Origin of the sequence: Roseomonas populi, assembly GCF_024594815.1 — a bacterium.
Lineage (GTDB): Bacteria > Pseudomonadota > Alphaproteobacteria > Acetobacterales > Acetobacteraceae > Roseomonas > Roseomonas populi.
The window spans coordinates 23578-36036 of record NZ_JANJOU010000034.1; the positions used below are offsets into that span (position 1 = coordinate 23578).

Here is a 12459-nt window from a genome sequence, read left to right on the forward strand (position 1 = left end):
TCGCCTGTCCGCGAACCAGCACTCACCGAGAGGAAGCGGAATGAGGAAGACCACGCGACGAGCCCTGCTGACGGCCGGCGCCCTGCTCGTCGGCCTGATGGGCCCTGCCCTGGCACAGGAGAAGGTGCTGCGGATCGGCATGACGGCCGCCGACATTCCCCGCACCTCCGGCCAGCCGGACCAGGGCTTCGAGGGCAACCGCTTCACCGGCATCCCCATGTATGATGGCTTGGTGAACTGGGACCTGTCCTCGGCCGACAAGCCCTCCGTCATCATTCCCGGTCTGGCCACCGAATGGCGCGTGGACGAGGCTGACAAGACGAAGTGGCGCTTCACCTTGCGCCAGGGCGTGAAGTTCCACGATGGCAGTCCCTTCAACGCCGCCGCGGTGGTGTGGAACGTGCAAAAGGTGCTGGACCAGTCCGCGCCGCACTACGACCCGGCGCAGGTGGGCCTGACCGCCAGCCGCATGCCGACGCTGCGCTCCGCCCGCGCCGTCTCCGAGTACGAGGTGGAGCTGACGACAAGCGAGCCGGACAGCTTCCTGCCGATCAACCTCACCAACCTCTTCATGGCCTCTCCCGCGCACTGGGCGGCGAAGCTGGCGGCGGTGCCGGCGGGGGTGACGGATGCGCGGCAGCGCTCCAACCAGGCCTGGGCCGCCTTCGCCGCCGAGCCTTCCGGCACTGGCCCCTTCCGCGGCGTGCGGCTGGTCCCGCGCGAGCGGTTCGAGATGGTGGCGAACCGGGATTACTGGGACCCGGCGCGCCGCCCGAAGATCGACCGCGTCGTGCTGCTGCCCATCCCGGAGGCGAACACCCGCACCGCCGCCCTGCTAGGCAACCAGGTGGACTGGATCGAGGCGCCGGCGCCGGACGCCCTGCCCCAGATCACCGGCCGCGGCTTCCGGACCTACCAGAATGCCCAGCCCCATGTCTGGCCCTGGCAGTTCTCTTTTCTGGAGAACTCGCCCTGGACCGACCGGCGCGTGCGCCACGCCGCGAACCTCTGCGTGAACCGTGAGGAGTTGAAGACCCTTCTGGCCGGGCAGATGGAGATCCCCAAGGGCACCTACCCACCGGGGCATCCCTGGTGGGGCAATCCTTCCTTCGACATCCGCTACGACCTGGCCGAGGCGCAGCGGCTGATGCGAGAGGCCGGCTACGGCCCGAATCGCCGCGCCGTGGTGAAGGTGCTCACCTCCGCCTCCGGCTCAGGCCAGATGCAGCCCCTGCCGATGAACGAGTTCCTGCAGGAGGCGCTGCGCGCCTGCCACTTCGACGTCCAGCTGGAGGTCGGCGAATGGAACGCCATCTTCAACGGCTGGCGCGAGGGCGCGAAGGCTCCCGGCGCGCGCGGGGCGAACGCCACCAACATCAGCTTCGCCGCCATGGACCCCTTCTTCGGTATGGTCCGCTTCGTGGCGACCAGCGCGCTGCCCCCGGCCTCCAACAACTGGGGCTACTTCACCAGCCCCGAATTTGACGGCCTGGTGCAGACCGCGCGCACGAGCTTCGAGGCGGCGCAGCGGGACGCGGCCCTGGCCCAGCTGCATAAGCGCATTGTGGAGGAAGCCCCCTTCCTCTGGGTGGCGCATGACGTCGGCCCCCGCGCCATCTCCCCGCGCGTGACGGGCGTCGTGCAGCCGCGCAGCTGGTTCATCGACATCGCGACCATGGCGATGAACTAGAGAGGCATCGCCCGATGGCATGGGTTCGCCGGCTGAAACCCGGGAACCTTTGCCCTGGGCTGTCCGGGACCAGGGGGCACCACCCCCTGGAACCCCCGGGCAAACGCGAAGAGTTTGTCTTGAGCCAAAGGCTTGAGGCCCCTGGACCTCCGTCTGGTTGCAGCTACACCGTCCTGATGCGGGGGTTTCCGAGTAAAGCGTCCAACCCTACCCTTGCAGTCGCCTGAGACGATCAGGGCGGTTCCGCCGTTCCTGAAGCCTGCCGATCGTCATCACCGATTGTAAATGCAGTCGTCTGAATCAATGCGAATGCGCCGCGTCGAGAACTAGCCGCTGAGGCCGGGCAGCAATCGATTTCGAGAACCCCGACTAGCGGAAGGGAAAGCAAGCTCAAATGCCTGCTTGCATCCCGGCGCCGTGTCATACGAAGGCGAGGATGCAGGAGATCCATGATCCCGGCAGCTTAGCCGAACCCGCAAAGCTCGCAGACCATCATGCCATTTCATGCATTTCCATCCGGCAAGAGTTGTGGGGGCGTCTTGAATAGCCCCTTTCAGTTGCCGTCCGAAGTAGAGGACGGGCTGAGGCAGCTACGTCGCTCAACAGGTACGCGGAACAATCAACGCCGCCCGCTCTCCCGGACGGGCCATTCCGCTGCCTCTCCTGGGAAGATGTCCAGGACCCCCAGCTCCGCAGCATCCCTGGCGGTGCCATTCGCTGCGCGCAGCAGCTTGCCCAGGTGCAGCCGGATCATGGCGGCCTCGTCCAGGGCGGCCCGGTTCCAGTTGATGGTCACGGCGCCGAGGAGGCGCCCCCTGGCGACGATCGGGACCGCTACTGCCGCCAGCAGGTCATCCTTTGGCGCGGCATTGTAGCGGCCGACCCGGTACAGGGGATGGCGGGTGGCGCGGGTGCGCGGCCACGTGGTGGTGACGGAGGAGGACATGCGGCAGGGGCGGGTCTTCGAGGACACGATCGGGCTCTGCGCCTTCCCCATCGGTATCCACGATGGCCAACGGCACGGGCAACCGCTTTGAGCGCGTGGGCGGGCCGGACCACCTTTACACCATCGCCCTGCGGGCGCTGGTGCCGGTCTCGCTCGACAACGCGCTGGTGGCCGGGCGCGGCATGTCCGCCACCCATGTCGCGCTTTCCGGCCTGCGGCAGATGCCGCCGGTGATGGCGATGGGCCAGGCGGCCGGCGCGGCGGCGGCGCTGGCGGCCGCCGGACAGGGTGCGGTCGCGGACCTCGTCTCCGACCGGGTGCGCGACGCACTGCTGCGGGGCGGAGCTGCCGCTGGCAGAGGCCGCTGCATGATGTTCTGATCCGGCCGGCCAGTTCCGCCGGGCCCATGGCGCTCGACAACGGGCGTGACGGCGTCATGCTCTACAGGGCGATCCGCCTGCGGTGGCCGGCGGGACTTTCGTGATGCGGCGCACAAAAAACGAAGGGGAGGGCGGCATGACGCTGAGGTGGACGCGGCGCGCGGCATTGCGGGCGGCGGCGCTGGGCGCCGGAACGACGCTCCTGCCCCCAGGCGCGGCCCGGGCGCAGGCGGCTTTCCCGACGCGGCCCGTGCGGATGATCGTGCCCTTCGCCGCGGGCGGGCCCACCGACGTGATCGCGCGCGTGGTCGCGGAAGCGCTGGGCGACCGCTGGAAGCAGCCGGTGGTGGTGGAAAACCGCGCGGGTGGCGGCACGATCGTCGGCACTCTCGCCATCGCCCGCGCCACGGGTGATGGCTACACGCTGGGCATCTGCACCAACCCCTTCGTCATCAACCCCGCGGTGAAGGAGCGGATGCCCTACGATACCGGGGCCGACTTCGCCGCGGTTGGCATGCTCGTCACCTCGCCGTTCGTCCTCGTTGCCGGGAACGGCTTCGGGCCGAACACGCTGGGGGAACTCGTGGCTGACGCGAGGCGCCGGGGGGAACCGCTGGCCTATGCCTCGCCCGGCCCTGGTGGGGCTGGCCACCTGGCCGGGGCGCTGCTGCAGCAGCGGACCGGCATCGCGATGGAGCATGTACCCTACAACGGTAGCGCGCCGGCCCTGACCGATGTGCTGGCCGGGCGGGTGCCCGTGATGTTCGACCTGTGGAGCTCCGTGCGGCCGCATGTGGAGGCCGGGCGGCTGAAGATCCTGGCGGTGGCGGGCGATGCGCCACTGCCCGACGCCCCGCAGGTCCCTACCATCGCGGCGACCCTGCCCGGCTTTGTTTCGGTCGCCTTCCAGGGCGTGATCGCCCCGGCGGCCACACCGCCGGCGCTGGTGGAGGCGATCTCCTCCGACCTGCGCGCCGTCACCGCCTCCGAGGGCTTCCGCCGCCAAGTCGTGCCGCTCGGCGTTGATCCGGCACCTGGCACACCCGCCGCCTTTGGCGCCTTCCTCAAGGGTGAGATGGCGAAGTGGCGGGACGTAGCCCGCGCCGCGAAGATCGTGCTCGACTGACCTCCGAACCCCTCTCGTCCCATCCGGGTGCTTGCATGAGCCATCATCACAGGACCGCCGCCGAGCTGGTGGACGACCGCCCCGCCGACGGGGTGTTCCGCATCCACCGCGACCTGTTCCGCGACCCCGCGGTCTTCGCGCAGGAGATGGAGCGCGTCTTCGAGGGAACCTGGAACTTCGTGGGGCTGGAAAGCCAGGTCGCGAAGCCGAACGACTTCTTCACCACCCATATCGGCCGGCAGCCCGTGCTGGTGACACGGGATTCGGATGGGCTTGTTCACGCCTTCCTCAACACCTGCCGCCATCGCGGCGCGGTGGTCTGCCCCTTCCGTAAGGGCCGGGCTAAGTTCCATGTCTGCCGCTATCACGGCTGGGCCTATGACAGCGCGGGCCGCAACACGCTGGTAACCGACCATGCGACGGGGCAGTACCCGGACGCATTCGACGCTGAGGGGCACGACCTGATGCCCGTGGCGCGCTTCGGCAACTACCGCGGCTTGCTCTTCGCCAGCCTCTCGCCCGACGTGCCCGCGCTGGAGGAGCACTTGGGCGAGGCGCGGGGCATGCTCGACCTCGTCCTGGACCAGAGCAGCACGGGGTGGGAATTCGTGCCAGGGCCCGTGAACTACACCTATGACGGCAATTGGAAGCTGCAGTTCGAGAACGGGCTGGACTTCTACCACTTCGCCTCCACCCACAGTTCCTACATGGACGTGCTGGCCCAGCGGGCGAAGCGCAACCCGCCGGCGGTGAAGGCCCCGCCGGAGCCGGACCCGGAGGAGCAGGGCAGCTTCAGCTTCGCCCACGGCCACTCCGTCATGTGGTCCATCCGCAATCCCCCACGCGGCCTGCGCCCGCTCGCCTTCGACCGGGCACGGCTGGAGGAGGTGCGGGCGCGAGTGGGGGAGGAGAGAGCGAAGTGGATGCTGCGCCAGCGCAACCTGACGATCTTCCCCAACCTGCAGATCATCGACATTGTCTCGCTCCAGCTCCGCACCTGGCGCCCGCTGGCGCCGGATCGGACGGAGATGGTCTCCCACTGCCTGGCCCCGATCGGGGAGGAGGCGGAGGCGCGGCGGCTGCGGATCCGGCAGTACGAGGACTTCTTCAACCCCACTGGCCTCGCCACCTCGGACGACAACGTGATGTACGAGTACTGCCAGTCCGGCTACGCGGCCGACGCAGATGGCTGGACCCAGGGCTACGCGCGCGGGATGGGTGGGGCGGCAGCGGCACCGTCGCTCGTGTCCGGGATCGGCATCGCCCCGCTTGCCGAGGCGCGCGGCCCTGTCACCTTCGGCGACGAAACCTGCTTCCACGCAGGCTACCGCGAGTGGCGCCGGTTGATGCTGCGCGGGGCGGAGGCGTGAGCGCGATGGCTGATGCTGAGGCGGCCGCGATCTGCGCCGGGCTGCTCTACCGCGAGGGGCTGCATCTGGACCGGCAGGAATGGGATGCCTGGCTCGCCCTCTACGCCGAGGACGCCGTGTTCTGGATCCCGGCCTGGCTGGACGAGCACAAGGTCACGTCCGATCCGGACCGCGAGGTCTCCCTCATCTACCATGACTCCCGTGCGGGGCTGGAGGAGCGGGTGATGCGGATCCGTTCGCGCAAGTCGGTCACGGCGCTGCCGCTGCCCCGCACCGTCCACATGGTGACGAACATCTTGCCGGTGCGGCTGGCGGAGGACGCGATCGAGGCGACGTCGAGCTGGACGGTGCACGGCTACGACCCGCGCGTCTCCCGCCCACACATGTTCTTCGGGCGCTACGAGCACCTGTTCCGCCGCGGGGCGGACGGCGCTTGGCGGATCGCGCGCAAGACGGTGCTGCTGACCAACGACATGATCCCGACAGCCCTAGATTTCTACAGCGTGTGAGGGCGTTGCCGCCCCGCGGCCTAATCGGGCGTAATGCCGGCGCGGCGGATCACGCCGACCCACTTCGCGATTTCACCGCGCTGGTAATCTGAGAAGGATCGGGAGTCCGCGACGAGAGGCTGCATCCCGAGCTCGGCCAGGCGGCTCCGCGTCTCTCCGGCGGCCAGGACGTCCCGCGTCGCCGCGTCGATGCGCGCGACGACGGCGGCCGGCGTGCCTGCCGGCGCGAAGAGGCCGACCCATGTGCCGGTCTCGAAGCCCGGCAGGGCCTGCGCGACCGGCGGCACGTCCGGAAGTTCCGGCGCCGGCTCGATCGAGCTGATGCCGAGCGCGCGCAGCCCGCCCGAGCGGATCTGCGGGAGGGCGCTGGCCACCGTGTCGAACATGGCGTCCACTTGCCCGCCGAGCAGGGCGGAAGAGGCCGGCGCAGGGCTGCGGGAGGGCACGTGCAGCAGGTTCACACCCGCCATGGACTTGAACAGCTCGCCGGCGAGGTGGCTGGTCGTGCCGGTTCCGCCGGAGCCGTAGGTGAGCTCGCCGGGCCGCGCGCGGGCCAGGGCAATCAGCTCCGGCACCGTCCTGGCCTGAACCGAGGGATGCACGACGAGAACAAGCTGCCCGCTGGCAACGCCCGAGACCGGCACGAAGCTCCGGATCGGATCGTAGGGAAGCTGGTTGTAGAGGCCTACGTTGATCGCGTGCGTGCTGATCGTGCCGAGCAACAGCGTGTAGCCGTCGGGCGAGGCCTGCGCGGCCGCCTCGGTGCCGATCAACCCGGCCGCGCCCGGCCGGTTCTCCACCACCACGGGCTGCCCGAGCGCGCGAGAGAGGGAGGCCGCCAGCACGCGCCCGGCGATGTCGGTGAAGCCGCCCGGCGCGAAGGCGATGATCAGGCGGATGGGCCGGGTGGGCCAGCGCGGCGCCTCCTGGGCCAGGCCTCGCCCGGTGCTGGACGCCCCTCCCGCGAGCAGGGCGGCCCCGAGGATCGTGCGGCGGTTCAGGGTCGGCATGCCCGTCTCTCCCGGTCGTTCCCGCCCGCTCAGTCGGGCTTGATGTTCGCCGCGCGCACCACGCGGCCCCACTTCTCGATCTCGCTCCGCTGAAAGGCCGCGAACTCGGCGGGCCCGGCCGGGAAGGGCTGCAGGCCCAGCTCGGTCAGCCGCGCGGCCAGGGCGGGATCCGCCAGCGCCGCCCGCACCGCGGCGTCCACCCGCTCCACCACCGCTAGTGGCAGCTTCGCGGGGCCGAACACGCCATCCCAGGTGTCCGCCTCGAAGCCTGGAAGGGTCTCCGCCATGGTCGGAACCTCCGGCGCGGCCGCTTGGCGCCGCGCCGAGGTCACGGCCAGCCCGGTGGCGCGCCCCGCCCGCGCCTGGGGCATGGCCGAGGAGAAGGAGTCGAACATGATCTGCACCTGTCCGGCGACCAGCGCGGTGGAAGCGGGGGCGGTGCTGCGGAACGGGACGTGTAGCAGCTCGATTCCGGCTAACTGGCGAAACATCTCGCCGCAGATGTGGGTGCTGGTGCCGTTGCCGCCGGAGGCGTAGGCCAGTTCGCCCGGCCGCGCCTTCGCATAGGCTACCAGCTCCGCCACGCTCCGCACGGGCACGGAAGGGTGCACGATCAACATGTGCGTGCCGACCGTGGTGCGGGAGATCGGCGTGAAGTCGGCCACGGGGTCGTAGGGCAGCCGGCCCTCGTAGAGGCTCACATGGATCGACTGGGTGCTGAGCGAGCCCAGGAAGAGCGTGTAGCCGTCCGGCGCGCTGCGGGCGGCGGCCTCGGCCCCGATCATCCCGCCCGCACCTGTGCGGTTCTCCACCACCACCGACTGGCCGAGCGTGGCCGAGAGCCGCTCGGCCACGATGCGCGCGACAAGATCGGTGTTCCCGCCCGCGGCGAAGGCGCAGATAAGGCGCACGGAGCGCGAGGGCCAGGACGCAGCACCCTGCGCCCGGGCGCCGGCCAGGGGCGTGCCTCCGGCGGCCACGGCAAGGGCGGCGGCTTTCAGGAGGCCGCGCCGACTGCTTTCGTTCATGATGTTCCCTCTCCTCTCGCGGCGCCTCTGCCGTGCCCCTGTGTCACGCGCCTCCACGGCGCCCGGCGAGGTGCGCCAGCCGGAAGGCCGCCTCCGCGTTCAAAGCCCCGCCCGGCACCTGCCCAGCCGAGAGGGCGGCGACCTGGTGCACCGTGTCCATGGTCTGGTGCATCCTCGCTTCGGGAGTCACGCCGCCGATATGCGGGGTCGCGACCACGTCCGGCCGCGCGGTGAAGCGCGGAGATGGCATCTGGTCCGGTGCCAGCCCGACATCGAGGCCGGCCCCGCGCAGGTGGCCGGAGTCCAGCGCTGCCTCTAGCGCGTCCTCGTCAACCAGCTCACCGCGGGAGAGGTTGAGGAAGCAGGATCCCGGCCGCATCGCCGCGAAGGCCCGGGCATCAAACATCCGGGCGGTCCCCGGCGCGGAGACAGCGAGGCAGACGACGAAGTCGGCAGCGGCAAGCAGCGCCTCCAGGCTCCCGGCCACCTCGACCGGCGGCACCGGGCTGGCGAAGGGATCGTGGACGAGGACGCGCATCCCCCAACCCCCCGCCATCGCCGCGAGGCGCCGCCCGATGCGGCCGTAGCCGACAATGCCGAGCGTGGCACCGGCCATCCCGATCCCGCGGGGCGGCGCCGGCACGCGGCCGGCAAGGTAGTCTCCCCGCATCCGCGAGACGCCGCGCGCCAGGTCGATCATCATGCCGAAGGCGAGTTCGGCCACCGGGTTCTCGAAGGCCGCGCCCGTGCGCGTGACGAGGATGCCCTCGGCCGATGCGGCGCCGATGTCGATCGTGCTGACGTCCACGGCGGCGCGGAGAAAGGCGACGAGGTCCGGCGCCGTCGCGAAGGTCTCGGCGAGGCCGGGGGTGGCGCGGTGGGCGATGATCACCTCGCACCCCTTCGCGGCCGCGGAGAGCCCGGCGCCGGAGAGCACGCGGCCGGTCGGGTTCAGCACGACTTCGGCGACGCGGCGCAGCTCCTCCAGTCCGGCCTCCAGGTACTGGGCGGTCAACGCCTCCTCCGTGTGGGTCAGGAAGACGCGGAGGCGGGGATAGCCGCTCATGCACGCGCCTCCGGGAAGCCGTAGAGCGCGACGGGGTTGTCGACCAGGATGCGGGTGCGGAGTGCCGCGGAGGGCGCCCAGTCCGCGAGCAGGTCGAGCAGGCGCGCGTCGTCCGGCACCGGCTTCTCCCCGGCCGTGGCGGAGGGGTGAGGCCAGTCCGTGCCCCAGACCACCCGCTCCGGCGCGGCCTCCACCCAGGCGCGGACGACGGCGCCGGTGTCCGCGTAGTCCGGCGCGCCGCTGCGCGTGTCGTGATAGGCCCCGGAAATCTTCACCCAGGCCCGCCCTTCATCGACGAGGCGCCGCAGCAGAGGCCAGGCGGGATGAGACAGTCCGGCGGGCTGCGGCAGCCGGCCGAGGTGATCGATCACGATCGGGACGGGAAGGCGCCCCAGGACCGCTTCCAGCCCCTGCCAGACATCCGGGAGCGTGTGGACCTGGAGATGCCAGCCGAGTGGGGCGATGCGCCGTGCGACGGCCTCCAGTGCCTCCGCATCGGCCCCCGCGGGGCGGGCGAGGTTGAAGCGGGCGCCGCGCACGCCCGCCGCGTCCAGCGCCCGGAGTTCCGCCTCCTGCACCGAGGCGTCCACCACCGCCACGCCGCGCGCGGCGTCGCCGAACTGACATAGCGCGTCGACAAGGCAGGCATTGTCGGTGCCATAGGAGGAGGGCTGGACGACGACGCAGCGGCCGGTGCCGAGGCGCCGCTGGAGTAGGCGGTAGTCGGCGACGGTTGCCGGGGCAGGGCGGAGGGTGGCTGCCGGGTCGTAAGGAAAGCGCCCGTCGTAGATGTGGATGTGGCAGTCGGCAGCGCCGGGCGGAACCGCGAGGCGGGCAGGACCCGTACCCGCCGACCAGGGCACGCCGCTCGCCAAGTCGCGAGATGACTCGAGGCACGGGTTCCCCGGCCATTGGACGTTTCCCATCCGGGAAGCGTAATCGAGATGTCGTTTGTCGACAATATCCATTTTGACAGCGTGCCGGCCACATGATGAGGTTTTGCTGGAGGCTGAGCCTGATGCAGCAAGGTGGTTCGTGACGGCCGGAGTGGTGGAGGGGCCCTCGATGGTGGACTTGGGCGCCTCGCCCGGCGTGCCGCCGCCCATCCCCTACTACCTGACGGAGCAGATCCGCCGGGGAATCATCCTGGGCCGCTACCCACCTGGCAGTCCGCTTCGGGAACAGGCGCTGCAGGCCGAGTTCCGCTGCTCCCGTGCGCCGATCCGCGACGCGCTCCGTCTGCTGGAGCGGCGCGGCCTCGTTACCCATGCGCCGCGCCAGGGCTTTCGGGTGCGCCGCGTCACGCCGGAGGAGGTGCGCCAGATCTACGAGGTGCGCGCCCTGCTGGAGCGCCACGCGGTCGAGGAGCTGAAAGACCGGGTCACCCCGGCGCTGCTGGAGGAGCTGCGGGCGCAGAACGTGACCATGCGGAGCCACCGTGAGGCCGGGAGGGTCGAGGAGTACATCGCCGCCAACCTCGCCTTCCACGCCGCGCTGCACCGGCACGCGGGAAACGAGCCGCTCGCGCGCGCGCTCGACGCGGTGCAGGAGCTGGCCGAGCCGCTGCGGCACGCAATGCTGGTGCGCTCCCTTCACCAAAGCCGCGCCGCCGAGGAGCATGACAAAATCATTGACCTTCTGGCGTGCAACCAGATTGCCGATGCTGCTGCGGCCATGCACCGCCATGTCTTCACCGGTATGCCGGCGGCATTGGACATTGTGACGGACCGCGAATGGTCCGGCGACGTTCGGTGACGACGTCGTAAAATCGGCGGACATGCCATCGCGCTGCTGTCCATTCGGTCTTCCGCATTGCCGGAAGACAGAAGCCCCGTTTACCCGTTCTTCAGCAGACACCTCGCGGCTACCACTGCGCCCGCCACCGCTTGTGGCCGTCGCTCTCGTCGTGTTGGGGCTGTGCGGGATCAGCTGGTTTCCCCACTTTTCGAGGGGTTGCGGAGAGTGCTGCCAGGACCTTGATCGCATTCACGGTAGCCCTGACGACGACAGTCTGCATGGGGGCCATGGCGCACGGCCCGTTCGCCTTCGGCCTCGTCGTGGACCATCTCGGCTACGCGGCGACGTGGGCGATGCTGATCCTGCCGGTCGTGGTGACGGCCGTTCCGCTTTTCTGCCCCAAGGTGCCGCATTCCGCGTAACGACAGCCCCTGCTCACTCGGGAGCCATTCTGCTTGGGCGAGGCAGTCGCAAAGGTGGCTGCCAATGTAGCCAGCCCTTGCAGCATTAGAAATAAAATGCATTATTTGGCTCGGAATGGCTGCCTGCGTTGCAGGGACAGGGGAGGGCTGACCGGAATGGTAGCTGTCGTTCATGAGTCCGGTGTCCTTAGCCGTCGCGCCACGCTGCTCGGGGTTGGGGCCGCGATGGTTGCGGGGTGGCCGAGACGTGGCGCCGCGCAGCAATCCGATGCGCGCTACCCCAACCGTCCCATCCGCCTCGTGGTTCCCTATGGCGCGGGGACCAGCACCGATACCATGGCTCGCCTCATCGGCCCGGCCATGGCCAAGGTTCTCGGCCAGCCGGTCGTCGTGGAGAACCGGCCGGGGGCAAGCGGCGCGGTGGGCAGCGAGGCGATCGCCAGGTCCGCGCCGGATGGGTACTCGCTACTGCTGGGGGCAGTCGCTTCCCACGCGATCCTGCCCACGCTGATGCCGAGGCTGCCCTATGATCCGCTCCGCGACTTCACGGCGATCTCGCTGACGACGAACGCACCGAACCTGCTGGTGGTGAACCCTAAGGTACCGGCGCGGACACTGCCGGAATTCCTGAACTGGGCTCACCGGCAACGGGAAAAGGTCGCCTACGCATCTGCCGGGAACGGCACCTCAAGCCACCTCGCGGGAGAGCTCCTCGTACTACGAACGGGCGCGCCGCTCGAGCATGTGCCCTACAGCAGCGGGGCCCAGGCCGTGACGGACGTCATCTCCGGCCAGGTGCCGATGCTCGTCTACCAGGTCACAGCGGTCCTGCCTTACGTGCGCGAGGGATCCTTGCGGGCGCTGGCCACCACTTCCGACGCCCGGCTGAGTTGGACGCCCGAAGTCCCGACCGTCCAGGAAGCGGGCATCCGCGACTTCGACGTGGCCGCTTGGCACGGGCTCTTCGGCCCGGCTGGGCTTCCCACGCCGATCGTCGATGCCGTCTATGCCGCACTCAGGTCCGCACTGGACGACCCTGCGCTGCGGCCGCGGATCCAAGACCTTGGGCTCGTGCCGGTGGGTATGCCTTCGGCGGAGTTCAGTCGCTTCCTTGCTGCCGACATCGTCCGGTGGCGCGAGGTCATTCACGCCGCCAACGTCAAGGCGGACTAGCC

At 70.0% G+C, this 12459-nt stretch carries 14 protein-coding genes; 9 read left to right on the forward strand and 5 right to left on the reverse strand.

The features are described from left to right. Nucleotides 1–40 precede the first annotated feature (40 nt). Entirely contained in the window at nucleotides 41–1690 is a 1650-nt protein-coding gene (locus NRP21_RS25600; protein ID WP_257719077.1) for an ABC transporter substrate-binding protein, read from the forward strand. A 619-nt stretch (nucleotides 1691–2309) separates the two neighbouring features. Here NRP21_RS25600 and NRP21_RS25605 read toward each other — a convergent pair. Beyond that, complete coding sequence (locus NRP21_RS25605; protein WP_257719078.1) at nucleotides 2310–2663, reverse strand: hypothetical protein; 354 nt, start codon at nucleotides 2661–2663, stop codon at nucleotides 2310–2312. Between NRP21_RS25605 and NRP21_RS28125 the strand changes: the two genes are divergently transcribed. The 5 genes from NRP21_RS28125 to NRP21_RS25625 all read left to right on the forward strand — a co-directional run bounded on the left by NRP21_RS28125 (nucleotide 2635) and on the right by NRP21_RS25625 (nucleotide 6021). Further along, entirely contained in the window at nucleotides 2635–2727 is a 93-nt protein-coding gene (locus tag NRP21_RS28125) for a hypothetical protein (protein WP_408639665.1), read from the forward strand. The two genes, NRP21_RS25605 and NRP21_RS28125, sit on opposite strands and share 29 nt — an antisense overlap. Continuing rightward, nucleotides 2699–3016 carry an FAD-dependent oxidoreductase gene (locus tag NRP21_RS25610; RefSeq protein WP_257719079.1) on the forward strand — a complete coding sequence of 106 codons (318 nt, stop codon included), beginning with the start codon at nucleotides 2699–2701 and terminating at the stop codon, nucleotides 3014–3016. Before NRP21_RS28125 ends, NRP21_RS25610 begins: the two co-directional genes overlap by 29 nt. Before the next feature lie 136 nt (nucleotides 3017–3152). Further along, nucleotides 3153–4142, forward strand: a complete 990-nt coding sequence (locus NRP21_RS25615; protein ID WP_257719080.1) for a tripartite tricarboxylate transporter substrate binding protein — start codon at nucleotides 3153–3155, stop codon at nucleotides 4140–4142. A 35-nt stretch (nucleotides 4143–4177) separates the two neighbouring features. Next, nucleotides 4178–5512, forward strand: a complete 1335-nt coding sequence (locus NRP21_RS25620; RefSeq protein ID WP_257719081.1) for an aromatic ring-hydroxylating oxygenase subunit alpha — start codon at nucleotides 4178–4180, stop codon at nucleotides 5510–5512. Between the two features lie 5 nt (nucleotides 5513–5517). Next, complete coding sequence (locus NRP21_RS25625; RefSeq protein WP_257719082.1) at nucleotides 5518–6021, forward strand: aromatic-ring-hydroxylating dioxygenase subunit beta; 504 nt, start codon at nucleotides 5518–5520, stop codon at nucleotides 6019–6021. A gap of 20 nt (nucleotides 6022–6041) precedes the next feature. Here NRP21_RS25625 and NRP21_RS25630 read toward each other — a convergent pair whose 3' ends face one another. The 4 genes from NRP21_RS25630 to NRP21_RS25645 are packed head-to-tail and all read right to left on the reverse strand — an operon-like array spanning nucleotide 6042 to nucleotide 9988. Then, nucleotides 6042–7031: a Bug family tripartite tricarboxylate transporter substrate binding protein gene (locus NRP21_RS25630; protein ID WP_257719083.1), complete on the reverse strand. Its 990-nt coding sequence runs from the start codon at nucleotides 7029–7031 to the stop codon at nucleotides 6042–6044. A gap of 29 nt (nucleotides 7032–7060) precedes the next feature. Beyond that, nucleotides 7061–8059 carry a Bug family tripartite tricarboxylate transporter substrate binding protein gene (locus NRP21_RS25635; protein WP_257719084.1) on the reverse strand — a complete coding sequence of 333 codons (999 nt, stop codon included), beginning with the start codon at nucleotides 8057–8059 and terminating at the stop codon, nucleotides 7061–7063. Between the two features lie 43 nt (nucleotides 8060–8102). Beyond that, entirely contained in the window at nucleotides 8103–9125 is a 1023-nt protein-coding gene (locus NRP21_RS25640; protein WP_257719085.1) for an NAD(P)-dependent oxidoreductase, read from the reverse strand. Further along, complete coding sequence (locus tag NRP21_RS25645) at nucleotides 9122–9988, reverse strand: amidohydrolase family protein (RefSeq protein WP_257719086.1); 867 nt, start codon at nucleotides 9986–9988, stop codon at nucleotides 9122–9124. The genes NRP21_RS25640 and NRP21_RS25645 overlap by 4 nt, the downstream gene beginning before the upstream one ends. Nucleotides 9989–10160: 172 nt before the next feature. On the opposite strand from NRP21_RS25645, the gene NRP21_RS25650 reads away from it, so the two are divergent. The 3 genes from NRP21_RS25650 (at nucleotide 10161) to NRP21_RS25660 (ending at nucleotide 12457) form a co-directional block, all read left to right on the forward strand. After that, the gene (locus NRP21_RS25650; protein ID WP_257719087.1) at nucleotides 10161–10880 is read left to right on the forward strand and encodes a GntR family transcriptional regulator; all 720 of its coding nucleotides are present in this window, start codon (nucleotides 10161–10163) and stop codon (nucleotides 10878–10880) included. 221 nt (nucleotides 10881–11101) lie between these two features. After that, nucleotides 11102–11284 (forward strand): hypothetical protein, encoded by a 183-nt coding sequence (locus NRP21_RS25655; RefSeq protein ID WP_257719088.1) that lies wholly within the window; start codon nucleotides 11102–11104, stop codon nucleotides 11282–11284. A gap of 336 nt (nucleotides 11285–11620) precedes the next feature. After that, nucleotides 11621–12457 carry a Bug family tripartite tricarboxylate transporter substrate binding protein gene (locus NRP21_RS25660; RefSeq protein ID WP_257719089.1) on the forward strand — a complete coding sequence of 279 codons (837 nt, stop codon included), beginning with the start codon at nucleotides 11621–11623 and terminating at the stop codon, nucleotides 12455–12457. Nucleotides 12458–12459 lie beyond the last annotated feature (2 nt).